The sequence below is a fragment of the Pseudomonas sp. TE3786 genome (assembly GCF_054057335.1).
Genome location: NZ_JBSRZF010000016.1, coordinates 121,318 through 144,383, shown reverse-complemented (window position 1 = coordinate 144,383; position 23,066 = coordinate 121,318). Strand labels below are relative to the sequence as shown.

The following is a 23,066-nucleotide window of genomic DNA, read 5'->3' as shown; positions in this document are numbered from 1 at the left end:
GGATACACAGCGCCCTGGGATACCGTACACCGCTGGAGTTCAGTGCCATGAATGAAGTGCGTAATTAAACTGTCCGAGAAATCGGGGGTGGTTCAGATTTATTTGTTGAATCACTGTCCGCTTCTGGCCGGAAGCGGACATTTAGAGTAGGGAAAAAGCCTGCCCCATTCGACACCAACCTGCCGGCGCAGCCACTCGATTACCCTCCCCCCTCATTGGCCGCCGTCCGCCCCCTCCGCTTCGCTCACTGGCTGCCAACTGCTATCGGGGTCGAAGTGGGTCATGGCCAGGGCCTGTTTGGCTCCGTCGGCACCCAGGTCTTTTTCGAAGACGATGCCGTCATGGCTGATCATAAAACTCATCACCCCGCTGTCGCCGTAAGTCACCGGCCAGGCGATCAGGGCAAAGCCGCGGCTCATGTTGTTGCCCAGCCGGTAGTCGTAGGCACCGCCGGGTGCCGAGGGGCCCTGGGCGGTGAGGATGCGGTAGTGGTAGCCGTGCCAGCCGCCGTTGGGAAGGCCATCGACGAATAGCGGGCCCAGGGGGCTGGCCGGCTCACCGTCCTGCTCGGGCCAGTACAGGCCATCGTGCTGGCCATCGCTGCTGACGAAGTTCTGCGCGTATTCGAGGACGCCATCGCCGTCGCGGTCCACTTCGGCGTAGTCCATCTGCGCATCGTGGTAGGCGCGTACGGCCTGCAGGGTGTCCGCTTCGTTGCGGCCGATACGCCGCTGGCGAATAAGCGGCACGCCGACCTTGGCGTCGAAGCTCCAGCCGTGCTTGCCGTGCACCAGTGGCAACGGCAGCTCCCAGCCCTGCTCGCCCACTGTCAGCAATGAGTAGCCCGCGGCCTGGTTGCGTATTTCGTGCTTTTGCCGGTACAGCACAAGGAAGGCTTCGACGTCTTCACGCTCTACGCCCACCAGCGGGATATAGTTTCGCCAGTCGTCGCCGAGCAGCGCGGCCAGGCGTTTTTCGTCGGCTTGGGTGGTGCCCAGGGCAGCGACAAATGCCTCGGTGGCGGCCTGTGGATTTTCGAAATACTGCTGGGCGTGCACGACCGAAACCGGTAGCACCAGCAGGGTAATCAGCGCAAAGCGCATCACTGCATTCATGGCCATGCTCCTTGTCAGCGCCGCCGGGCGCCACCGCGGGAAGAGGATGCCGCCGGGCGACTGACAGTCTGCCCGCTGGTACGCGCCGATTGAGGTCGGCGGGCCGCGGCCTGGCTGGCTTGCCCTCGTTGTTGGTTGGCGCGCTCGCGATCTGGCGTACGGGCCCCGGCGAAAGCGTTGTCGCGGGTGTTTTGGGGTTTCGCGCGCGGTTGTTCACGCTGTGGTGCACGCTGTTGCTCGCGGCGTTGGCTGTTGTCAGCGCTGCGCATATTGCGATCCGCTGTCTGCGCGCGGTCACGCGCCTGGCGGTTGTTGGTCGCCGGGCTTTCGAAACCACGCTTTTCCAGGCTCTGCCGCGCGCGGTCGCGATCGGCGGTACGGGCCGTGTCACGGCCGCGCAGGGCTTCGCGCTGGTCGCCATTGGCCAGACGCTGGCCGTACTGTTCGCGGCTGGCGTTATCACGGTAGGGCACACCGTCGCGGTGCTCCGGGTTGTGCTTCCAGGTTTTGTCCTGGACGTTCAGTTGGCGGTTGTCGTTGATGGTGTTGTAGCGGTCTACGTCGATATCGACGTCGCCATTGTCCCAATCGCAGTCGCCCCATATCGAGTCGATAACCGCCACGCCAACGGCAAAACCGATACCGGCGGCCACCGCGCCACCCAGGTAGTAGCTGGGGGGCGGTGGGTAATACACCGGCGGATAAGAGGGATACGGCCAGGTGCCATAGACCACCGTCGGGTTGTAGGTGGGCACGTAGATCACCTGCGGGTCGGCAGACTCGATGATGATGGTCTGGGTGCTGGATGAGGTGGCGCTTGTCGCCGGTTGTTCGCTGACTTTCTGTTTATCGTTGGACTCGAGGTTGCCGGCTTCCTTGGCCTGCCGGCGCAGGCGCTGTACCGAGTCCATCACCGCGTCAGGCTTGGCCAGAAAGGCATCGCCAACCCGCTGCACCCAGGCAGGGTCCTGGCCGAGGATGTCCAGCACCGCCGGAAATGCCACCAGCGATTGCACACTGGGGTCCCAGGGTTGGCTGGCCACCTGGCGCACCGCATCGTCCCCGGTGGCCTTGGGATTGGCCTTGGACCAGGCGGCGGCATCGGCGACATCGCCGGGATAGGTGGCGGCCATCAGCACCTGCGCCAGCAGGGCATCGGGGTACAGGGCCAGGGGCGCGAGCATCTGATCCAGTTCCTGGGCGCTGAACACCTGTTCTGTGGCGGCTGGAGCGGCGGGCTCGGCAGCCCATATCGACAACGGCATGGCAGACAACATGAGCAGTAACGACCAGATCGGGATGCCGCGAAGGACATACATGACGATTCTCCTGTGTCATACAGCCGGGTCGGTGACGCGTGTTGGCCCCGTAGGGCGCGCTGGCACCCTGCGAGGTAGGTGTGATCACTGTGTTAGGCACAGCGCACCCTGTTTGTTCTAGTCAGGGCAGATGAATGAATTGAGCAATGGGCTAGATCTGTCTAGCACAGCATCGCGTACCGTGCAGGAAATGAGGTGGGCGAAAGGGTTTACTTGCCCTACCGGCTGGACGCGGACCTCGCCCCTGGGCTGTGCAGCAATTCATCGCACCTGATGAAAAACACCGGAGCCGTCACCATGCAACACCTCCTCCACCTGCAAACCCTGCTGGCTGCCGACCCGATGCGGATGCGCGTGCTGCGCCTGGTGCGTGAGCTGGGTCTGCCGGATTGCTGGGTGGCGGCCGGTTTTGTCCGCAGTGCGGTGTGGGACCATCTGCATCAACGGCGCACGGCGACGCCGCTCCCCGACATTGATGTCATCTGGTACGGGGCGCTGACGCAGGTGGATGCTGATCTCGAAGCGAGCTTGAACGGCCTGGACAGCTCATTCAACTGGTCGGTAAAAAACCAGGCGCGCATGCATACGCGCAACGCCGACCGCCCCTACACATCGGCAACCGCTGCCATGGCGTTCTGGCCGGAAACGGCCACTGCTGTGGCGGCAAGACTGGATGCGGCGGGCACCATCGAGGTGGCAGCACCTTATGGTCTGGACGATCTGTTCAATCTGCTGGTCCGCCCCACGGCGCACTTTGCAGGCGAGAAGCGGCCAGTTTTTCTCGAACGGGTTCGCACGAAAAACTGGCTGAGCCTCTGGCCGCAGCTGACGGTTTGCGAAATCCCCCTCAGCGATTGCGCCCCAGCGCCTCATGGCTGCTGACCCAATCCCCGGCCAGGATTGCCGAGGTCAGGGAGACATCGCCGGCCAGCACCACTGCGGCAATGATCTCCGCCAGTTTGTCGGCCTTGCCGGTGCCGTAGCAGTCGAGCATTTCCAGGCACTCGCGCTGGGTGGGCAAGCTGGTGCCGCCGCCGTGGGTGGCGCAGATCACCGCCGGCAGGGTCACCGACCAGTAGTAGTCACCGTTATCCAGGAGCTGCCCGTAGGTGATGCCGCCGTGGGATTCGGCAACGTTGGCGGCATCCTGGCCGGTGGCGATATACACCGCGGCCAGGCCGTTTGCCGAATGCGCGCCGCTGTAGGCCGAACCGGCCTGCATGGCACCGACCGCGGCGATCTGCCGGTAGCGGTAGAGGTTGGCGGGATCAACGCGCAGCAGCTCATGGGCCACGTCGCGCTTGAGGGTGAACTCGGCGATCACCCGTTTGCCACGGGTCTGGATCATGTTCATCGCCGAGTGTTTCTTATCGGTATCGATGGCACCGGACAGGATGTAGCGCGGCTGCAGGGGGTGGTTGGCCTTGATCCATTCGCAGGCGGCGTAGGTGGCCCTGCTGGTCATGTTCTGCCCGGCGGCATCGCCGGTGGTGTAGCAGAACCGGGTGTAGAGCATATTGGCCACCGGGTACTGCTCGATCTCGAACAGCTTGCCGCTGCGGGTGGTGGTTTCGCTGACGGCCTTGATGGTCTCGAACTCACGCACCAGCCAGGCACCGAACTCACGGGCCTGCAAGGCATCCGCAAAGAGGAACACCGGGGCGCGCTGCATGGAGTGTTTGACCACCGTGGTCTTCACCCCGCCCGAGGCGCTGATGGCGCGCATGCCGCGGCTGTAACTGGCCAGTAGCGTGCCTTCGGTGGTGGCCATGGGGATATAGAAGTCGCCACGCGCATGCTCACCCTCGATGCGCAGCGGACCGGCCAGGCCCAAGGGCATTTGCACCACGCCGATAAAGTTCTCGATATTGCCGCGCGTTACTTCGGGGTCGATGGCGTATTTGCCGACCGTCTCCAGCGAGGCACCGGTTTGCGCCTGGATAAAATCGCGGCGAACGCGGGCTTGCTCGTTGGAGTAGTCGTTGGCCTTGTCACGGGGAATCGGGGTGCCTCTGGACATCATGCTCTCCTGCATCGTCGGTCGAATCAGCCTAGGTGAAAATCCGTCACCCGAGTGTGCCCAAGGGCAACAGCGCCGGCATGCCCGACCACGCCAATCAGGTGATCCAGCGCGTCAATCTGTGCTTCGCAAATAAATCCGTCGGCTTGAGCCGACGAGCCCGGCAAGACTGCATACAATGTCAGCCTGATTACCCCGAGCCATGCATATGGCTGCTCCGCACAAGGAACCCGCCGCCATGGCCTCTGCAGACAAACAGCAAAAACGCGCCCAGCGGGCCAAAACCAAGGCCAAGCAGAACCGCTCGGGCAAGGCCAAGGCCAATGTCATTCATCCGCTGCTGGCCAATCCGCTGATCGACGAACCCTTCGATGACGTCGAGATCGACCTGAGCACCTTCGACTTCAAGGACATCGAAGAGAACGGTTTCGACCCGGCGCACTTCGACGATCTGTTCCAGGCAATGAAAGTCGGCGAAGGCATCAGTTTGGTGGCGATGTGTTTGGTGTTTCTGCAATACCCGGTGCTGGAGCTGGTGGTCGCCGAGGAAGCGGCAGACGCCGCCACCGACTTTATGATGGGCTTGCTGATCACCTACCGCGGGATCTTCCACGATGAAGATGAAGACAGCGCCGTGGAATGGATCGGCGGTGCCGTGTTCCAGAAGGCCTACGACGAAGCCTCGATCATCCTGCAGAAAAAGAACGCCCGCGGCACTCCGGGTGCCCGGGCGTAACAGAACCAGCGGCCCCTGATAGCCAAGCCGCCAGCCGGGTGGCGGTCAGGCAAGGCGTGGGCGCTCGTCCATGCGAAGACGAAGACAAGGGCGAGCCGCACGAACCGACAGCGCCGCAGCGCATCGGCCGATTCTACGAGCGCCCTGCCCTCAGCCCTTATCCTGTTATTTCATGGCTATGTCCGCAGGGAATAGCTGTGTCGGTGCGGCTCCATCAGCGCTGCCGGGGTGCGTATGGGGTCAAGAATTCCTTAATAAGAGGGGTACAACTGATCCACCAGCGCCTGCCAGATAAAGGGCTCGCGGTAGCTGATACCACCCGCCGCCATGGCATCCACCAAGGCTCGTTGAGTATGGGCGATGGCGGTGCTCATGCTCGGCTGCAGGCCGACGTCGGCGACTGTCTTGGCGACTTCAAGCATTTCCTCGGCGCGGCGCAGGCCATGTTCAGCCACGCGGCTGATCAGGTAATGCGGCTGCTGCGCATCCCAACCCATGGAGGGAAAGCTGCGGTGCAGGGAGTCCAGCACCAAGGCCTCGGCAGCGTATTGACGGGCCGTGCTCAGGCACTCGGTGGTCAAGGCTTCCAGGCCCTTGATCATGATGCTGCGACACATCTTGATCGCCGATGCCACGCCTACTTCGGCACCCACCACCTTGCTGTCAAAGCCCACACCAGCCAGCAGCGCCTGCCACTCCAGCGCCCGGCTGCCGCCCAATAGCATCGGCGTGGCGATGCGCTTGGGTGGCACGGGTGCCATCACGGCGGCATCCAGATACGCCACGCCAACGACTTCGAGGGCCTCGGCGGCGGCCTGTTTGGTCGCCGGCGCCACCGAGTTGATATCCATAAACACCTGGCCGCAGTGCAGATAGGGCGTGATATCGCGGGCCACCTGCAAGGCACTGGCCGCTGTCACGGCGCTGATCACCAATTGTGCGTGGGCCACGGCCGCAGCTGCCGAGTCGAACAGTTGCACATCGGCCTGCCCTGCCTTGGCCAGCAACTGCTCGCGGCGCGCCGGGTGGTGAATAGCATGGTCATAGGCATGCACCTGCACCCCGCGGGCCACCAGGTCATGGCCAAGAATGCCGCCGGCTTCGCCGAAGCCGATCAAGGTGACGTGTTGCAGCTTCATAGCAAGGCTCCTGGCGTGGTGCCGTTGAAGATCAGGGTCGGCACGCAGACCACGCCGTCGAACAATAAGCGGGCGGTGCGCATCAGCGCGCTACTGACGATCTCGCCATTGCGCAGGGTAATTTCCACAGTGAACTCGCCAGTCGGGTGTTCCACCGACAAACGCTGCACCTCGCCCGCGCCGAGGCGCGCCACCGAGCTGGCCACAGTGCCAGGCAGCAGGCACGCGGTGGCCGCACTCAGCGCACCGAACACGCCAATCGCCGAGTGGCAACGATGGGGAATAAACGAGCGGGTGTTGAGGCTGCCACCGTTGCGGGGTGCCGATACCAGGCACATCTTCGGCACATTGCGCTGGCTGACATTGCCAAGGTTCATCCGCGGTCCGGCTTGCAGACGAATGGACTCCAGCCGCGCCTTCAACTCGACATCGGCATCCAGCTGTTCATGGCTTTCGTAACCGCTGCGGCCCAGGTCTTCGGCGCGCAGCAGCACCACCGGCATGCCGTTGTCGATGCAGGTCACTTCGATGCCGTCGAAGCGCTCGATCAGGTTGCCGGTGGGCAGCAGCGCACCGCAGCTGGAACCGGCCACGTCGTCGAAGGCGATCATCAGGGGCGCCGCAGTGCCGGGCACCCCGTCGATACGTGCCGCTCCGCTGTAGCGCACGGCACCGTTCTCGGTGGGCACCTGGGCGACGGCAATCTGCCCGGTGTTCTGCATAAAAATCCGCACCGCGGTGCTCGCGCCTGCCACCGGCACCAGGCCGCGCTCAATAGCAAAGGGCCCGACGCCGGCGAGGATATTGCCGCAGTTCTGCCCGTAGTCCACACGCGCTTCATCCACCAGCACCTGGGCAAACAGGTAATCGACATCGGCATCGGCGCGGCTGGATTGCTGAATGATGGCGACCTTGCTGGTCAGCGAGTCGGCACCGCCAATGCCATCGATCTGGCGTTTGTCCGGCGAGCCCATGGCAGCCAGCAGCACCTGATCACGCAGGACCGGCTCGCTGGGCAGATCGCTGGCGAGAAAATAGGCACCCTTGGAGGTGCCGCCACGCATCAGCAGACAGGGGATACGGGTTTGGCTCATGGTCAGCGATCCAGCTCGTCCAGGCTGTCGATATAACGCAGGCCCTTCTGCGCCAGACGTTCGCGCATGTTGTAGATATCCAGACCGAGCTCGCCGTTGGCCAGACGCAGGCGTTTCTGCTCTTCAAGATCGGCGCGTTTGCGCGTGGCTTCGGCTACCTGCGGCACCTCGTTGTGCCGAACCACCACCACGCCGTCGTCGTCGGCAACAATCACATCGCCCGGGTTGATCAGTTGCCCGCCACACAGCAGCGGCAGGTTCACCGAACCCAATACTTCTTTCACCGTGCCTTGGGCGTTGATGGCGCTGGACCACACGGCAAAGCCCATATCCCGCAGGGTCTGGCTGTCGCGGATACCGGCGTCGATCACCAGGCCGCGCACGCCGCGGGCCTTCAGCGAGGTGGCGAGCAGGTCGCCGAAGTAGCCATCGGTACACGGCGAGCTCGGTGCCACCAGCAGAACATCGCCTGGCTGACACTGCTCGACGGCGACATGGAACATCCAGTTATCGCCGGGGGCGACCAGCACGGTCACCGCCGAACCACTGATGCCCACGCCCTGCTGAATCGGCCGCAGCGCAGTGCCCAACAGGCCTTTGCGGCCCTGGGCTTCGTGCACGGTGGCGACGCCATAGCGGCCCAGCTGGTCGATCAGACCGGCATCGGCGCGGGGGATATTGCGCACCACCAGGCCGGTGGCACCAATCAATGTGCTTATGCCCGAGCCACTCATGCCAGGTTCTCCGTCACACGCGGGAAGATGCTCTGGTAGCCCTCGGCGTACACGATGTTACGGGTGGAGGCGATGCCGACATTGCGCTTGGCTTGCACGCCGCGCTGCAAGGCCACGCGGGTGTAGTACTCCCACAGGTGTTCCTGGCCGGCCATGCACTGGATGGCGGCGTACTTTTTCTCCCACACCTCGGTGATATCCAGCAGCACATCCGGGCGCCATTCGCATTGCTCCGGCTGGTGCGGTTCGAAGCTGTACACCGGCGGTGCGCCGACGATCTTTTCGCCCGGTCGGTAGCCTTCCGCCTGGGCGATGATGCGCGCCTCCTGGGTCAGGTTCATGGCCAGCGGATGGTCGTAGTTGTAGGGGTCTTTCAGCGAGTGGCTGAGCGCAAATTCCGGCTGCACGCGGCGGAATACATCGGCCAGGCGGAACAGGGTGTCCTTGTCGGCGCGCATCGGGTAATCGCCGATATCAAAGAACTCCACCGAGGCACCGAGAATTTCGGCAGCAGCCGAAGCTTCCTGGCGGCGGGCGGCTTTGACTTTTTCTTCGCTCATCTCGCCTTTGCGCCACAGCTTGGCGGACTCGCCGCGCTCGCCAAAGGACAGGCAAACGATATGCACCGCATAGCCCTGTTGAGCGTGCAAGGCAATGGCACCGCCGGCGCGCCAGACGAAATCGGCTGAGTGGGCGCTGACAATCAGCGCGGCTTTTTGCTGTTGTTTTTGGTCAGTCATTGCGCGGAACTCCTGCGGCATTTTTCCCATTCCGGGTTGCGGCGAAGAATCTCATCGGGGCGCGCGGGCGAGTAATGCGTTCAGTTGTTGCGGGCATGCTTTTTTCTTATTGCGCGCTGCACCTTCGACGCTCATAGTCGCGCCACCACAAGGTTTGCCGAGGTAGCTGCTGCAATGTCGACGGATGAGTTGATCAACCTGATGCAGGTGCGCGCCTTTGTTCGCGTGGCGCAACTGGGCAGTGTGTCGAAGGCCTCCGAGGCGCTGTTTCGTGCGCAGTCGGTGGTTACCCGGGCGATCTCCGAACTGGAAGCACGCTTCAATGTGCCGCTGTTCGAACGCCACGCCAACGGCATGCGCCTGACCAATTACGGTGAACGGGTGTTGCCCCGCGCCCTGCGGGTGCTCAATGAGCTGGCCGGTGTGCCTGCGCTGCTGGGCACCAGCAGGGTCGAGCCGTTGTACCTGTTCCAGACCCGCCGCCTGCAGGTGTTCGTGAAACTCTGCGAAACCCGCCATATGCAAACCGTGGCCAGCCATTTCGGCCTCAGCCAGCCGGCCATCAGCTCCGCGCTGAAGGTGCTTGAAGGCGGTTGCGCCGTGCCGCTGTTCGAGCGCACACCGCGTGGTTTGCAGCCCACCCGGGCGAGCCAGGAAATCGTCTTTCCGATTCGCCGCGCCCTCAACGAGCTGCGCCATATGGAGACCGATATCAGCGCCATGCGCGGCGCGCTCACAGGCGTGGTGCATGTCGGCGCGCTGCCCCTGGGCCGCACCAGCATTCTGCCGGAAGCCATCGCGCGGCTGACCCTGCAACACCCCGGCATCCAGGTGATCACCAATGAAAGTCCGTTCGACTTGCTGGCCACCGAGCTGCGCACCGGCGATATCGATTTCGTGTTCGGCGCGCTGCGTTCGGCCAGCTACGCCAGCGACCTCACCGGCGAGCCGCTGCTGACGGAAGACATGGTGGTACTGGCCCGCCACGACCACCCGCTGCGCAGCGTCGCCCTGGGCCGCGAGGAGTTGACCAACGCCCGCTGGGTGCTGCCGCGCGCCGGTTCGCCAGCGCGGCAAATGCTCGATACGCGGTTTGCCGAATCCGGCATGGCACCGCCCTGGCCGGTGGTGGAAAGCGGTGACCTGGCAATCATTCGTGGCCTGCTGATGCGCTCGGACATGCTGGCCGTGGTGTCCACCCACCAGTTGGAACTGGAAATCGCCTCTGGAGACCTGTGTGTGCTCCCGGTGCAGCTCAAGCGCACCACCCGCGCCATCGGCATGACCTACCGCAGCGCCAGCCTGCACTCGCCCGTCGCCGAGGCGCTGATGCAGACCATTCGCCAGGTGATCAGCGAGCGGCCCAACGCTTGAGCCGCTTGCTGTCAGCACGCGTCACAGCAGCTTGAACGGATAGCTGATGATCAGGCGGTTTTCGTCAAAGCTGTTGGTGCTGCCCCAGTCGCGGCGAATGCTGGAGTTGCGCCATTTGACGTTGAAGCTCTTCAAGGTGCCGCTCTGCACGGTGTACGCCAGCTCGCTTTCACGGCCCCACTCACTGCCGTCGTCGGTGCTGCTGTTGTGCACGTTGTCGCCGGAGATATAGCGGTTCATCAGGGTCAGGCCAGGCACGCCAAAAGCGGCGAAGTCATAGTCGTGACGCACCTGCCAGGAGTGCTCCCGGGCGCTTTCGTAGCTGGAGTTGTAGCTGTCGTTGGCCAGGGTGGCACCGCTGGTGCCGTTGACCCGGAACCACTCGTCATCGCCCATGACTTTCTGCAGGCCGAGGTAAAAGGTGCTGCCGCCGTATTTGGCCGAGAACATGCCGGAGAAGGTGCGGTTATCCAGATCACCGGCCAATGCGCTGCCATCTTCCTTACCCCAGAAGTAGCCGAGGTTGGCACCCAGAACAAAGTCGCCCACTGGCTGGGAATGCTGCAGTTGCAGGTACTGCTGCTGGTAGATGTCTTCCAGCTCGGCGGACCACAAGCCGACCAGCGTGCGGTCACCATTGAAGCGGTATTCGCCGCCAGCAAAGTTGAAGCGGTCCGACTTGTAGGCGCTGCGGTTGAACAGCGACATATCTTCCATGCTCGCGTCATTTCGCGGGCTGTTGCCTTGCATCTGGCCGCCATACAGGGTCAGCCCGTCGAGCTCCCGCGAGGTGATCTGCGCGCCTTGAAAGGTTTGTGGCAAGGAGCGGCCGTCATCCGAACGCAGGATCGGCAACACCGCACTCCACTCGCCCACCTTCAGCTCGGTTTTCGAAATTCGCGCCTTGCCGGCAACCGCCAGACGACCAAAGTCATCGGCCGGTTTGCCGCCGTCGTGTACGGGCAGCAATTGGGTGTTGGCGGTGCCGCGACCGCCGTCGAGCTTGAGGCTGTACAAGCCCAGGGCATCGACACCAAAGCCCACAGTGCCCTGGGTAAAACCGGATTTGAAATCCCAGATCTGGCTCTGCGTCCACTCCTCGGCTTTGCCCTGGCTGGTGTCGCCGACAAAGTTGCGGTTGAGGTAAAAGTTACGCAGGGTCAGGGTGCTGGTGCTGTCGTCGATAAAGCCGGCGGCCAGGGCCTGCAGGGGAAAGCCGGTGGCCAGGGTCAGAGCGATGAGCAGACGACGGTCAGAGGCGTTTTTCATTGTTGTTGTTCTCCGTTTTATTTTTTTGGGCAAAGCGTTGCCGGTCGCCCTGGCTGAAGGGCAACTGGCGGGTCAGGTGTTGCGGGGTCGGTTGGGGGTTGGCTAGCAGCTCGGCGCTTTACCGGCGACCGAGTACAGCACTTGCTGGTTACGGGTCTGCATAAAGTCTTCCAGGCTTTGCCCGCGCATGGCGGCATACACCACCAGGTTGGGCACGCCGACTACTGCGGCGAGCTTTTCCAGCACGAAGAAAATTGCCCCGTACTGAATCAGCCCGCGCCAATCACGGCGGCGCAGCAGGTCGCACTCCTCCTCGCTCAACCCGGTTTGCGCAAACATCGCTTCGGGCTCGGCGAGAAAACGCGTACGCCAGGCCGGCTCGATCATGCGATGGAGGAACTTGTTCAGCCGGTAACCCTTGGCACTGCGCTGGAGGGTGAAGGGATAGGTGCCCTGCAGCTTTTCGATGCCCGCCAGTTGGTGGCCCATGTGCTGAAGATGCCGCGCATTGATATCCACCGGTACCGGTTGATCGCGATTTTCCAGCAACAACGTGGCGATACCGGTCATGGATGGCAGGTAGTAGCCGTGGTGCAGTTTGTCGACGCAGGCCGACAAGGCACCGCGCATGATCAGCCAGGTGATCACCTCCGAACCTTCCATGCCACCGAGGCTGGCGTATTCGGCGTGAGTCAGCTGGGTGAGGCGCTCGGGGTCATTGACCAGCAGCTCGATAAATTCGGCATCCCACTGCGGGTTATTGAACCCGCAGCGTTCGCCATGCACCTGATGGGACACGCCACCGGTGGCGACGATGGCCACCTTCAGGTCTTCGGGATAGCTCTCGATTGCCCGACGCAGCGCCTGGCCCAGCTTGTAGCAACGCTTGGCGCTGGGAATCGGGAACTGCAACACCCCCACCTGCAGCGGCACGATCTGCACCGGCCACTCGGGCGCGCACGGCAGCAAAGCCGACATCGGCGAGAAAAAGCCATGGTCCAGCGGCTTGTCGCGGAAGAAACTCATATCGAACTCATCCGCCATCAGGCTTTCGCCAATATGCCGGGACAACGCCGCATGGCCGCCTACAGCCGGCAGGTCGCGAGGATTGCCGCCTTCGTCGGCCACTTCGTAGCGCTCATCCACCCCCAGGGAAAACGCCCCGTAGTGATCGAAGAAGAACGAGGTCACATGGTCGTTGAAGATGTAGAACAGCACATCCGGCTGCTTTTCCTGCAACCACAACTTGATCGGCTCGAAGCTCTGGAAGATCGGCGCCCAGGCCGCTTCCTGCTGCTTGTCGTGGTCGACGGCGAAGCCGATGGTCGGTGTATGGGAGACAGCAAGGCCACCAATAATGCGTGCCATGGGGTGTTCCTGAATAAGTGAAAGTTACGGCGTGACCAGCACAGGGTTGGCGCGGCGGCGGGCGATGCCGTTGGCCAGAATCGCCAGCGCCGCAATAAAGGCCGGCACACCCAGTACCGCGAACAGCAGCGGCAGGCTCAAGCCCAAGCTTAGAATCGCGCCGCCAATCAGCGAACCGAAGATCGCCCCGAAGCGGCCAATGCCCAGCATCCAGCTCACCCCCGTGGCGCGGAAATCGGTCGGGTAGTAACCCGGCGCAAAGGCGTTCAAACCGGTTTGTGCACCGCTCATGCAGAAGCCCGCAGCCACCACCACTAGGGCAAACAGGCTGGACTCCAGACTGAACGCGCCCAGCAGCACGATAAACAGACCGCCCAGGGCATAGGACGAGGCGATCACGCGGTTGGGGTTGCGCCGGTCCATGATCCAGCCCACCACAATGGCACCCACGGTGCCGCCAATCTGGAACAGGCCGGTGAAGGTCGCAGCCTTCTCGATCGACAGCCCGCCGTCGCGCAGCAGGGTCGGCAGCCAGCCCATGGTCAGGTAGATCACCAGCAGGCCCATGAAATAGGTCAGCCACAGCGCCACAGTGCCAAGGCGATAACGTTCGGTGAACAACATGCTGACCGGTGCCTTGCCTTGCACCACCGGCTCACTGACGGTGAACTGAGTAGCGGCGCTAAAGCTGCCGCCCATCTTGTTCAGGGCTTTGGCAATCACCGCAGCCGGGGCATTACGCGCCGCCATAAAGCGCGCCGACTCAGGCAGCAGCAACCACAGAAACGGCAGTAACAGCAGCGGCAACACACCACCAGCGATCAGCACCGCTTGCCAGCCATAGTTGGGAATCAGCCAGGCAGCCATAAAACCGCCGCCACCCGAGCCCAGGTTGAAGCCGGTGAACATGATGGTGATCAGCAGCGAGCGATTACGCTCCGGCAGGTATTCGGACAACAGCGTGGTGCACTGTGGCAACGCCGCACCCAGGGCGATACCGATAAGTAAGCGCAGGCCACCCAACTCATAGGGGCTGCGGGCAAAGGCGCAACCCAGGCTCAGCACACTGAAGGCCGACACCGCGATCAGCAGCACTTTCTTGCGGCCTAAACGATCTGCATAGGGGCCGGCGGTCAGCGCACCGATGGCCAGGCCCACCATGCCGGCACTCATCACCGGACCAAACGCGGCACGGGACAGACCCCACTCCTGCATCAGCGATGGGGCAATAAAGCCCATCACCGCCACATCGAAACCATCGAACATCACCACCAGAAAACACAGACACAGGATCAGCCACTGAAAGCGGGTGATCGGCTGTTTGTCGATCCACTGTTTTACATCGACCGGTTGACTGAGCATTCGCATTCACCTTTTGTTTTTGTAATGGTGAAAATTCCCGCATGCCTTCGAAAAACATGATGACCTGCAGGAATCACCTCGCCGCTGAGCGGTGGAGGAAGACTCTATCCCCTGGGGCTTCTGGGCGGCCTCTGGGAAATCCTTAAACAGGTATCGTTTTTTCTTATCGGGGCAAATGAGTGCAAAGACCAGAACGTGGCTGAAAGAGCCATCTCCGTAGACGACACCACTGAAGACAAACCCGACCACCTTGAGCAGCGGGCTGCAGGCTCTTGGCAGCCGTTGCGGACGCCCACCAGCCACCTGCAGCTCATCGGCAAAAGCTTGATAACAAAGACTTTTGCACAGGTATTAGTGCCGCCCCGGGCAAATCAGCGTGTAAAATCCGCCGCCCGTAAATGAGGAGACAATACGTTGGCCATTCACTACTTGGCGTCCCAGGAGAATGTTGCATGCGGACGCACAGGCGCGAGCCTGACCAGCACTCAGGATGTCACCCAGGTTTCATGCAAGCTGTGCCTGCGCACCGTTGAGAAAGATGCTGCCGAGCCGGTACGCAAGACGCCCAGCCTCGCCGAGCTGCGCGCCGCGGCCAAAGCTGCGAAGGCCGCGCAAGCACCTGTTGAGCAAGCGCCGATGGAACAAGCGCCTGCCAAGCAACTGCCTGTTGCACAAGCGCCAGCTGCCAAGGCTTCTGTTGCAGTAAGTAACGCCGCCGCCACCCAGAGCTCACGTGCCGAATGGCAACAGCGCCTGGCGCAGCTGCCTGGCAAAAATCGCCTGCCCCGTGGCATCGCCCGACAAGCGTTTATCTGATTGCTGGCGGCCTCGATACGGACGTTCTCGGCGGCCGTATCGAGCCAGCGGGCTACCCGCCCAAGACTCCATAGCGCGTTCCGAATCAGCTTGCCCCGTGCGCCTGGCTGCCGACCTTGAGCACCTCGCTATCCCCCTGCCAGCGGCGCATCAGTAAGGATGGGTTTTTGCCGCGCGCTCTTCGAGAACACAGTTATTTGCGCTAGCATCGGCGGCACACGCGGCGTTTGCGCTCGCCTCTGGGCAAACGATGGGGCGGCGAAGAGGCGCAGGTTAGTGGCGATTGGAAAGCCAGGCCGACGCAAACAAGGCTCAGGAGAAACATGTGAAAGGGACTTTCCATTGCACCCAGTGCGCCGCAGAGCGTGCGGCTGACTCCACCTTCTGTAGCAATTGCGGCCACTCGAACGCCCTGGCAAAGGCCGGGATCAGCGAGCAATGGACGCTCGAGCCAGAGCCCGATTCCGCGCCCGCCTCACCTCCGTTGAAAGCCAACCGCCCCAGGGCGCGCAACTTTATCGCCAGGCACTGGCGCGGTGACTATTCGCTGGGGATTGCCTACTGGGTCTGCGGCACTCTGATCACGGCCATCACCCTGGCTTTCGCCGTTGCTTTTCGCAGCGTTGTCGAAGCGCAGGATCTCAGCGCTGCGACGCTGGGCAGCCTGAACCTGAGCTTCTATGGTTTTTGCCTGCTGTTGTCGATCTGGCAGATCGTCGGGGTGCTGCGCTCGGCGTCTTACCATGTCGCGCGGGGCGGCAAAAAGTTCTGGTCGGTAGTAGCCGCCTTGATGGTGGGCATCGCCGCGCTGCGCCTGCTCGCCAGTTTTGTCGGCGATGGCATTCCGATCATTCGCGACAGCCTCAACCTGATTCGCGGCACCGACGACATCCCGCCGTATTCGCTGCGTCTGCTGCGCAACAACACCGAGCTGGAGCTGGCCGGCGGCATTCCGGTTGGCACCGCCGAGGCCGTGCGCAAGATGCTCGACGGTGCCCCGGCGGTGCGGGTGATTCACCTGAACAGTATCGGCGGCCGCGTTAGCGAGGGCGACAAGCTGGCCAGGATCATTGCCCAGCGCCAGCTGATTACCTACACCCGCACCCAATGCGCCAGCGCCTGCGCCGTTGCCTTTCTGGCCGGCCGCGAGCGCTATATCGGTGAACAGGGCAAGATCGGTTTCCACAGCGCCTCGGTAAACGGCGTCAAGGGCAGCAATAGCCTCAACCTGAATGCCAGTTTCAAGAAGGCGCTGTATGGGGTCGGTGCCAGCCATGCGTTCGTTGAGCAGGCGATCAACACCAGTCCAGAGGAAATCTGGTATCCCGCGCCAAACGAGCTGAAGAAGCAGCACATCATCACCGCGGTGGTCGACTCCCGGCACTTCGCGCTGTCGGGCCTCTCGCAATGGCAGGATGCCGAGGTGGTCGAGCAGATGCTGCTGAAAACCCCGCTTTATCAAACCCTCGCCACCTACGACAAGGTGGCCTACGGCAAACTGCAAAAGGTCCTGCTCGAGGGTGTGCAAAACGGACGTTCCATGGGCGAAATCCAGGAACAAATGCAGACGCTGATCGCCGACGCGCTGCTGCCCCACTACATGCCCCATGCGCCAGATCAGGTGCTGCTGCGCTATTGGCGTTCGCAGATCGCCGAGCTGAAATTTTTCAACCGCACCAATCCCAGTTACTGCATGACCTACCTGGGCCTGGACAACCAAACACCCAAGGGTGACCTGATCGCCGCGCTGCCCCAAGAGCTGACCAGCGAAGACCTGGCGGCACTGACCGAGTTGATCAAGGAGACCGCTACCAGCCCGGTCGAGACGCTGCCGCTGACTACCTACGCGGCAGAACTGCAGACGGTGGTGAGCACCATGACGGCCATGGATAGCGGTGCAGAGGCGGTAGTGTCCAACCCGACAAAATTTGCCACCCAGCCTGGGCGGGTCTGCACCAATATGATTCTGCTGTACGACAACATTCTGTCGTTGAAAAACCAGAAGCGCGCGGCCGGTCTGTTACGCGCCATGGTCCAGGACGATAGCTGAACGACCGGCTCGATAGCCGCCAATGGGCACCTCCGGGAATATCGGCTAGAGTTGCCGCGCGCTACCGGCGCTGCGAATGACGAGCTGTCACTTGGGCTTGGCACTCTATTGCAGGCCCACCTCTGGCAGCCGCGTCATCCGCTAGCAGTACCCACTGGCAGTAGCACCAACAGGCAGTAGTAAGCATGGCTTTTGCGCTTGATTTACCCAGTGTGCTGATTTTTTCCACCCTCATCCATGTGATGCTGGCATTCCTGCTTGGGCTGTTCTGGCGTTCGTCGAGCCATAGCAGCGGCTTCGGCTGGTGGGTGAACAATGAAGTCGCACTGACCCTGGGCAATTTTCTCCTGATCGCTTACGCCATCGCTCCCCAGGCACCGCTGCTGATCGGCGCCAATATCACTTTTTTCGCTGCCTTGCCGTTGATCGAAGCGGGGTTGCGCACCTGGTTCGGCCAACCCGTGCTGAGCGCCATGTGGCTGCGCTGGATGGTGGCGGCTGGCGCTTTCGCGGCCCTGGTGGTTGCTGCCCTGGCGAGTGCGGATTTCGCCACACGGGCCGTGGTGTTTTCGCTCGGCACCGCGCTGCAGGTTGTGCTGTTTCTGGGGTTCCTGCTTGGTATTGGCAAGCAGGCACCGCGGCTACCGATTCGCATCATGCTGATCAGCGCACTGGTGGTGTTGCTGGTGACGCTCTATCGCCTGGGCAAAACCGTGCCGATGATGGATATGCACCTGCCGCCCGACCGTGGCTTGCTCTCGGTGCTGATGATCGCCACGGTGATTGCCGCCGTGCTGCGTATCTGCGCGATGCTGCTGTTGTTGCATGGCCGGGTTGAAAGTGGCTTCAAACGAGCCCAGGCCGAGCTGGAGCAGCGCGCCAATGTCGACTCGCTTACCGACCTGTACTCGCGCGCGCACTTCGAAGCATCCTGCAAACAGCGCATCGAGCTGGCCCATAAGGTCCGTGCGCCGGTGTGTCTGATGCTCTGTGATATGGACGAATTCAAAGGCATCAACGACCAGCTCGGACACCCCGAAGGCGACTCGATTCTGGAACGCTTCGCCAGTCTGGTGAAAAGCACCATTCGCCAGGGCGATATCGCCGGACGCCTGGGTGGCGATGAGTTTGCCGTGCTGTTCTATGGCTGCGATCTGGCCGTTGCCCAGGAAGTTGTCGAGCGCTTGCGGCGCGAGACTGCCCAGGTGGTCGCCGCCGATGGGCGCAACATCAGCATCAGCGCCGGGCTGGTACGCATCGAGGAAGGCAGCAGCTTCGAGCACGCCTATGTGCTCGCCGACCAAGCCCTGTATGCCGCCAAAGCCTGCGGCCGCAATACTGTGGTGGTGCGGCCGCAGGCGTTGGCAACGGCGTAACCGCTGCACACTGAACACGGCACCTGCGGGTCGCGGCTCGGCATAGGCAACACCAAACACCTGACGATTAACCTGCAGCCCCGGAGTTTCTGCATGCGCCAGCCCACCCTGACCTCATCGCGCCTGCGCCTTGAACCCTTGCACCCGAAGCACGGCGAACGCCTGGCAGAGCTGGGCAACGACCCCTTGGTAGCGGCTTATACGGCGGGCCTGCCGTCGCCCTACACCCTGGCCGCCGCCCTCGACTTTATCGAACGCTCGGCACTGAGCACCGAGCGCGGGGAAAATCTGGTCTTCGGTATCCACCTGCACAGCGACGAGCTGATCGGCGTGATCAACCTGCGCCCTTCGCCACGCCACCGCAGCGGGCACCTCGGCTATTGGATGGGCGCGCCCTACCGCAACCATGGCTACACCACCGAAGCCGTGCGGCAGGTGATCGGCTTTGCCTTCACTACCCTGAATCTGCATCGCGTGCACACCGCCTGCATGGCCGTGAACGGTGCCTCGGCGCGGGTGTTGGAAAAAGCCGGCCTGCTGCATGAAGGGGTTAGCAAGCAGGCGTTTTTCAAGGACGGGGTATTTCATGATCTGCTGCAGTTCGGGGTGCTGGAACAGGGCTGGCAACGGGACGCCTCACGATGAACTATTACCCCGACCGCGACGGCCATATCGCCGTGCTCGACCAGTTCCAGACCAGCACCGGCCGCCTGCTCGCCGAGCACCTGCCCCAGGTCGCGACCGATCGGTATAGCGGCATGCCCGAAGGGTCCTGGCACCGCTAAAGCGGCCGTAGCCCGTCTCGCGATCCGCCAACCGGAGTTGGCGTGTGAGTTTGCTGGCGGGCTAGCCTCGGCAAGCGTCGTCGGGCAAAGACAGCTGCTGCAAAAACGCCGCAACCGCTCGGGCATCGCGCAGATGCAGGGTAGGCACCTGTGGGTTTACCGCCATGCGTACGGCGTCGATCCCAGCCCGGTAACCCTGATCGAACTGCCAAACGAATTTCAGAAACGTCAGGAACGCACGGTCGAGTTTTTCGCTGCAGCCGGGAGGCAGGTCGGGGCGTGGACGATTTAATGCACTGCGCACCAGCACGCGGCGCAAACAGGTCCGCCGCGGCGTATCGAGCCAGATCACCAGGTCGGCCCGGGGCAGGCGCAGGTCGAAGGTGCGCCGGGCATAGTTGCCCTCGCATACCCAGGCGTCGGTAGCCACCGCCTCACGAACGCGCTGGCGAAACTGCTCGGCGTCGGGCTCCACCCAACCGGGCTGCCAGAACAGTTTGTCCAGGTGCACCACGGGCAGGCCAAGACGCTGCCCCAACGCGCGGGCAAGGGTGGATTTGCCGCTGCCGGCGTTGCCCAGAATCACAATCCGTTGCATGGGGCTCGCTCCTGAAAAATGGCCGGCGATTGTGCCGACTTCTGCTTGCCTGTCAACGAGGAAAACGCCGTCGTAGACGCTACTAGACGTTCTGTCACGTAGTTTCGATAGCCTCGCCGCCGAAGCTCGACAAAGGGCAAAGCGCCGCGCAAATGGCACCAACTTTGCCTTGCAAAAAATCTGACGAGCTGGACAACTAACGAAAGGACTCGACCATGCCGCTGCCTGCTGTATTGCGCACGCTATGTACTGTTGCGCTACTGCTCCCGTGTGCCGGGATTTCTGCCGCCTTGAGCGCGGAGTTGATCACCTACCCCAAAGACCATAACCAGTACCGCGCACTGCGTCTGCCCAACAATATGGACGTCATGCTGGTGCACGATGCCGGGGCAACCCATGCCGCCGCCAACCTCACCGTGCAGGCTGGTAGTGCACAAAACCCGGCAGATATTCCAGGGCTGGCGCACTTTACCGAGCATATGGTGTTCCTCGGTAGCGAGCGCTACCCGGACCCGAACGGCTATTCCACCTTTATGACCAAGGTAGGCGGTAGCTTCAATGCCAACACAGACTTCGACTTCACCAACTATTACTTCCGAGTTCCCGGGGCAGCGCTGGGCGAAGCGTTGCAGCGTTTGAGCGCCACCCTGGCCGTACCGCTGTTCGATGTGAGTTACGTGGACCGCGAGCGCCATGCCGTGGAGGCCGAGTACCGGATGCGCATGGATGACGACAGGTTCCGGCTGTTTGACGTGCTCGGGGAAATCGTTAACCCCGCACACCCGATAGCGCAGTTCAACATGGGTAACCTGACGACCCTGGGCGGCGACCCGCAGGTGCTGCGCCAACGGGTGAGCGAGTTCTACCAGCGCTACTACAGTGCCAACCTGATGAAGCTGGTGGTCAGCGGTCCGCAATCGCTGGACGAACTGCAAGGCTTCGTCAACGACAGCTTTGCCTTGATGACCGACCGACACCTACCGATCCCCCCTATGGACCAGTCGATCACGCGGCCCGGTCTTTTCCCGGCCGAACTGCAGATCAAATCGGTAAAACCGAACAACGAACTCTCCTTCCAGTTCGTGGTACGCAACGACCCTTCGGACCTTAGCAACAACACCTTGCCCTTCCTGTTCAGACTGCTGACCAACAAGGGCCCGGACGGCTTGCAACAGCGCCTGAACCAGGCCGGGCTGGGGCAAAACGTCCACGCTGGCCTGGTCAGTTCGCGGGCAAACGAGAGCGTAGTGAGCATTTCCGTGAGCGTGCCTACCGGTCAGACCCCCGATTTCGCGCGGATCCAGGCCAGCGTATTTGCTTATCTGGACGCGATCCGCAAGAACGGTCTGCAAAGTTGGCGGTACCAGGAAGTGGCAGCCCTGACCCGGCAACGCTTCGAGCAAAAGCGCCCAGACGAGCCGCAGACGCATGTACGCCAGATTGCTTCCAATGCCAGAAAGTACCCGACCCAGGATTGGCTCTACGGCCCCTACCGCATGGAACATTTCGACGTGGCGCGAGCCACTGAAATACTCGATGCAATGACGCCCGATAAGCTGCTCAGGGTGTGGATCTCTCCTGATGCGGTAACCGACAAGAATTCCAAATGGTTCGCCGGGCCTTACCGCTTCCAAGCCATCGAACACTGGCCGGACGCAGCGCCGCTGCAGGGGCTTGCACTGGCCGGGCCGAATCGCTTTATCGCCGACGATCTACGTGTGCTGGACGTGACAGCAACCACGCCCTCGCTGGCGGTGGATAGCACCGGGCTGCAGATCTGGTACCGGCCCGAGCATCAATTTGAGTCGCCCAAAGCGGTATGGAAAGTAGAGCTACAAAGCCCAGCAGCAGCCAGCCCGGCGGAACAAATCAAGCTGCGGTTGTTCTCCAGTTGGCTACAGGAGGTGCTGGCACCAGCGGCGCAACAGGCTGCGTTGGCCGGCCTGGGCGCGGAGCTAACAGCGGCGCAGAACGGTCTATGGATCGAGTTGAGCGGCTTACGCCAACGTCAGCCCATGCTGCTCGGTGAACTCCTCGATGGCGTTGTGCGCCGGCCAATCAGCCCAGCTGAATACCAACGTGTTGCCACCCGACTGAAACAAAGCTTGCAGCGCCAGGAAGGTAAATCGCCGATGCGAAATGTCGGCGAAGCGCTGGCAGTGGCTATCTACCCGACCGCTTGGTTGCCAACCGAACAATTGGCCGCATTGGACCAGATCAACCTGCCGGCCTTGGAGAAATGGCGCGGTGAATGGCTCAAGCAGTTGCATGTTCGCGCCCTGGCCGTGGGCAACCTGGCATCTGAAGATGTTCAACAGGTTGGGCAATTGTTGACGGAGCACCTGCATCCGACCCTCGCCGCCACCGCCGTCCCCCTGCTCCCGCCTCGCACGCTAACGGCTGACCTCCCAGTACTGCACCAGCAAACGGGAAGCAAAGACCACAGCATGCAGCTCTACTGGCCGCACCCGCAGCAAACCCCAGAAGCCCGCGCGGACACGCTGTTGTTGGCGCAGTTGGTCAAGGGCCGCTACTACCAGTCGCTGCGCACCGAGCAGCAGCTGGGCTATGCGGTGGGGGCATCGGCTGGTTGGAATAGCGGATTGTCATCGCTGAGTTTTGTCGTGCAGTCCCACGAGTATTCCAGCGAGGTACTGCGTGCGCGCACCCAGACTTTCTTGCAGGAAATGGACGTCCTGATCCAAGGCCTGGATAAGCAGAATCTGGCGGCAGCGAGCAAGGCACTGGTGGCCAATGTGCGAGCCCGAGAAGAGAACGCCGACGCCATGGCCGGTCGCTACTGGGCGGATATCAAAGCCCGCGACTTCACCTTTGGTGCACGGGAGCGCTTGGCGCAGATGCTGGCCGAACGTACCCCCGAACAGGTCCAGGCCGCCTGGAAGCAGATGCGAGCGACGCCAAAGTTATGGGTGGCGGCCGACCCGGGTGTCGCGGCTACGCTGGCCGATTTCAAACGCACCCCGACCGAGCTGTTGGCACCAGAGATGGCGGTTCAGGGCACCAAAGTGGCTGGGAATGCTGCAGCGAGCACCACGAAATGAGGAGGCTCGCTACGCAGTTACGGGACTGCTGCTCCAACGGCGAACCTTTCACACAAGCTGCCAGGCCGCAATTTGCAGGGCGTTGTAGCGGAGGTTTTTTTGTGGCGGC

19 protein-coding genes and 1 pseudogene are annotated in these 23,066 nt (G+C 62.3%); 9 read left to right on the top strand and 11 right to left on the bottom strand.

The genetic code is table 11. The features are described 5' to 3' along the window. Nucleotides 1–212 precede the first annotated feature (212 nt). A complete protein-coding gene (locus ACVW0Y_RS17840; protein WP_457440019.1) occupies nucleotides 213–1,115 on the bottom strand; it encodes a DUF2950 domain-containing protein in 903 nt (300 codons plus the stop codon). Between the two features lie 14 nt (nucleotides 1,116–1,129). Further along, nucleotides 1,130–2,434, bottom strand: coding sequence for a DUF3300 domain-containing protein (locus ACVW0Y_RS17835; RefSeq protein WP_457440017.1), 1,305 nt, complete (start codon nucleotides 2,432–2,434; stop codon nucleotides 1,130–1,132). Between the two features lie 297 nt (nucleotides 2,435–2,731). Between ACVW0Y_RS17835 and ACVW0Y_RS17830 the strand changes: the two genes are divergently transcribed. Continuing rightward, nucleotides 2,732–3,316, top strand: coding sequence for a nucleotidyltransferase family protein (locus ACVW0Y_RS17830; RefSeq protein WP_457440031.1), 585 nt, complete (start codon nucleotides 2,732–2,734; stop codon nucleotides 3,314–3,316). Here the strand turns inward: ACVW0Y_RS17830 and ACVW0Y_RS17825 are convergent. Then, nucleotides 3,282–4,454, bottom strand: coding sequence for a hydroxymethylglutaryl-CoA reductase (locus ACVW0Y_RS17825; RefSeq protein WP_457440016.1), 1,173 nt, complete (start codon nucleotides 4,452–4,454; stop codon nucleotides 3,282–3,284). The genes ACVW0Y_RS17830 and ACVW0Y_RS17825 overlap by 35 nt on opposite strands. Nucleotides 4,455–4,692: 238 nt before the next feature. On the opposite strand from ACVW0Y_RS17825, the gene ACVW0Y_RS17820 reads away from it, so the two are divergent. Further along, nucleotides 4,693–5,190, top strand: coding sequence for a hypothetical protein (locus tag ACVW0Y_RS17820; protein WP_457440029.1), 498 nt, complete (start codon nucleotides 4,693–4,695; stop codon nucleotides 5,188–5,190). A 251-nt stretch (nucleotides 5,191–5,441) separates the two neighbouring features. Here ACVW0Y_RS17820 and ACVW0Y_RS17815 read toward each other — a convergent pair whose 3' ends face one another. The 4 genes from ACVW0Y_RS17815 to galB are packed head-to-tail and all read right to left on the bottom strand — an operon-like array spanning nucleotide 5,442 to nucleotide 8,897. Continuing rightward, nucleotides 5,442–6,329: a DUF1932 domain-containing protein gene (locus tag ACVW0Y_RS17815; protein WP_457440014.1), complete on the bottom strand. Its 888-nt coding sequence runs from the start codon at nucleotides 6,327–6,329 to the stop codon at nucleotides 5,442–5,444. Beyond that, nucleotides 6,326–7,423 carry a 4-oxalomesaconate tautomerase gene (locus tag ACVW0Y_RS17810; protein WP_457440012.1) on the bottom strand — a complete coding sequence of 366 codons (1,098 nt, stop codon included), beginning with the start codon at nucleotides 7,421–7,423 and terminating at the stop codon, nucleotides 6,326–6,328. The genes ACVW0Y_RS17815 and ACVW0Y_RS17810 overlap by 4 nt, the downstream gene beginning before the upstream one ends. Before the next feature lie 2 nt (nucleotides 7,424–7,425). Further along, complete coding sequence (locus ACVW0Y_RS17805) at nucleotides 7,426–8,142, bottom strand: 4-carboxy-4-hydroxy-2-oxoadipate aldolase/oxaloacetate decarboxylase (protein ID WP_457440027.1); 717 nt, start codon at nucleotides 8,140–8,142, stop codon at nucleotides 7,426–7,428. Between the two features lie 11 nt (nucleotides 8,143–8,153). Continuing rightward, complete coding sequence (galB, locus tag ACVW0Y_RS17800; RefSeq protein WP_457440010.1) at nucleotides 8,154–8,897, bottom strand: 4-oxalmesaconate hydratase; 744 nt, start codon at nucleotides 8,895–8,897, stop codon at nucleotides 8,154–8,156. Nucleotides 8,898–9,071: 174 nt separating this feature from the next. On the opposite strand from galB, the gene ACVW0Y_RS17795 reads away from it, so the two are divergent. Beyond that, nucleotides 9,072–10,271 (top strand): LysR family transcriptional regulator, encoded by a 1,200-nt coding sequence (locus ACVW0Y_RS17795; protein WP_457440008.1) that lies wholly within the window; start codon nucleotides 9,072–9,074, stop codon nucleotides 10,269–10,271. 21 nt (nucleotides 10,272–10,292) lie between these two features. Here ACVW0Y_RS17795 and ACVW0Y_RS17790 read toward each other — a convergent pair whose 3' ends face one another. The 3 genes from ACVW0Y_RS17790 to ACVW0Y_RS17780 all read right to left on the bottom strand — a co-directional run bounded on the left by ACVW0Y_RS17790 (nucleotide 10,293) and on the right by ACVW0Y_RS17780 (nucleotide 14,270). Beyond that, a complete protein-coding gene (locus ACVW0Y_RS17790; RefSeq protein ID WP_457440007.1) occupies nucleotides 10,293–11,540 on the bottom strand; it encodes an OprD family porin in 1,248 nt (415 codons plus the stop codon). Between the two features lie 102 nt (nucleotides 11,541–11,642). Continuing rightward, nucleotides 11,643–12,908, bottom strand: coding sequence for a gallate dioxygenase (locus ACVW0Y_RS17785; protein WP_457440005.1), 1,266 nt, complete (start codon nucleotides 12,906–12,908; stop codon nucleotides 11,643–11,645). 24 nt (nucleotides 12,909–12,932) lie between these two features. Beyond that, nucleotides 12,933–14,270, bottom strand: coding sequence for an MFS transporter (locus ACVW0Y_RS17780; protein ID WP_457440003.1), 1,338 nt, complete (start codon nucleotides 14,268–14,270; stop codon nucleotides 12,933–12,935). Between the two features lie 414 nt (nucleotides 14,271–14,684). Here ACVW0Y_RS17780 and ACVW0Y_RS17775 point away from each other — a divergent pair, with 414 nt between their 5' ends. The 5 genes and pseudogenes from ACVW0Y_RS17775 to ACVW0Y_RS17755 all read left to right on the top strand — a co-directional run. After that, entirely contained in the window at nucleotides 14,685–15,086 is a 402-nt protein-coding gene (locus tag ACVW0Y_RS17775) for a hypothetical protein (protein ID WP_457440001.1), read from the top strand. A 325-nt stretch (nucleotides 15,087–15,411) separates the two neighbouring features. Continuing rightward, entirely contained in the window at nucleotides 15,412–17,136 is a 1,725-nt protein-coding gene (locus tag ACVW0Y_RS17770; protein ID WP_457439999.1) for a hypothetical protein, read from the top strand. A 185-nt stretch (nucleotides 17,137–17,321) separates the two neighbouring features. Next, nucleotides 17,322–18,512, top strand: coding sequence for a GGDEF domain-containing protein (locus ACVW0Y_RS17765; RefSeq protein WP_457439997.1), 1,191 nt, complete (start codon nucleotides 17,322–17,324; stop codon nucleotides 18,510–18,512). 93 nt (nucleotides 18,513–18,605) lie between these two features. Next, a complete protein-coding gene (locus ACVW0Y_RS17760) occupies nucleotides 18,606–19,157 on the top strand; it encodes a GNAT family N-acetyltransferase (protein WP_457439995.1) in 552 nt (183 codons plus the stop codon). After that, nucleotides 19,157–19,243: pseudogene (locus tag ACVW0Y_RS17755) on the top strand (NADP oxidoreductase); the annotation flags it as partial. The gene ACVW0Y_RS17760 and the pseudogene ACVW0Y_RS17755, both read left to right, overlap by 1 nt. 115 nt (nucleotides 19,244–19,358) lie before the next feature. Here ACVW0Y_RS17755 and ACVW0Y_RS17750 read toward each other — a convergent pair. Beyond that, nucleotides 19,359–19,895, bottom strand: a complete 537-nt coding sequence (locus ACVW0Y_RS17750) for an AAA family ATPase (RefSeq protein ID WP_457439993.1) — start codon at nucleotides 19,893–19,895, stop codon at nucleotides 19,359–19,361. Nucleotides 19,896–20,185: 290 nt separating this feature from the next. Between ACVW0Y_RS17750 and ACVW0Y_RS17745 the strand changes: the two genes are divergently transcribed. Beyond that, on the top strand, nucleotides 20,186–22,957 hold the full coding sequence (locus ACVW0Y_RS17745) for an insulinase family protein (RefSeq protein WP_457439991.1): 2,772 nt from the start codon (nucleotides 20,186–20,188) through the stop codon (nucleotides 22,955–22,957). The last annotated feature ends 109 nt before the right edge of the window (nucleotides 22,958–23,066 follow it).

Bases quoted from the DNA above. Each gene is read 5' to 3' on its own strand.
- ACVW0Y_RS17840 (WP_457440019.1), bottom strand. From the start codon at position 1,115: ATGAATGCAGTGATGCGCTTTGCGCTGATTACCCTGCTGGTGCTACCG.
- ACVW0Y_RS17835 (WP_457440017.1), bottom strand. From the start codon at position 2,434: ATGTATGTCCTTCGCGGCATCCCGATCTGGTCGTTACTGCTCATGTTG.
- ACVW0Y_RS17830 (WP_457440031.1), top strand. From the start codon at position 2,732: ATGCAACACCTCCTCCACCTGCAAACCCTGCTGGCTGCCGACCCGATG.
- ACVW0Y_RS17825 (WP_457440016.1), bottom strand. From the start codon at position 4,454: ATGTCCAGAGGCACCCCGATTCCCCGTGACAAGGCCAACGACTACTCC.
- ACVW0Y_RS17820 (WP_457440029.1), top strand. From the start codon at position 4,693: ATGGCCTCTGCAGACAAACAGCAAAAACGCGCCCAGCGGGCCAAAACC.
- ACVW0Y_RS17815 (WP_457440014.1), bottom strand. From the start codon at position 6,329: ATGAAGCTGCAACACGTCACCTTGATCGGCTTCGGCGAAGCCGGCGGC.
- ACVW0Y_RS17810 (WP_457440012.1), bottom strand. From the start codon at position 7,423: ATGAGCCAAACCCGTATCCCCTGTCTGCTGATGCGTGGCGGCACCTCC.
- galB (WP_457440010.1), bottom strand. From the start codon at position 8,897: ATGACTGACCAAAAACAACAGCAAAAAGCCGCGCTGATTGTCAGCGCC.
- ACVW0Y_RS17795 (WP_457440008.1), top strand. From the start codon at position 9,072: ATGTCGACGGATGAGTTGATCAACCTGATGCAGGTGCGCGCCTTTGTT.
- ACVW0Y_RS17790 (WP_457440007.1), bottom strand. From the start codon at position 11,540: ATGAAAAACGCCTCTGACCGTCGTCTGCTCATCGCTCTGACCCTGGCC.
- ACVW0Y_RS17785 (WP_457440005.1), bottom strand. From the start codon at position 12,908: ATGGCACGCATTATTGGTGGCCTTGCTGTCTCCCATACACCGACCATC.
- ACVW0Y_RS17780 (WP_457440003.1), bottom strand. From the start codon at position 14,270: ATGCTCAGTCAACCGGTCGATGTAAAACAGTGGATCGACAAACAGCCG.
- ACVW0Y_RS17765 (WP_457439997.1), top strand. From the start codon at position 17,322: ATGGCTTTTGCGCTTGATTTACCCAGTGTGCTGATTTTTTCCACCCTC.
- ACVW0Y_RS17760 (WP_457439995.1), top strand. From the start codon at position 18,606: ATGCGCCAGCCCACCCTGACCTCATCGCGCCTGCGCCTTGAACCCTTG.
- ACVW0Y_RS17750 (WP_457439993.1), bottom strand. From the start codon at position 19,895: ATGCAACGGATTGTGATTCTGGGCAACGCCGGCAGCGGCAAATCCACC.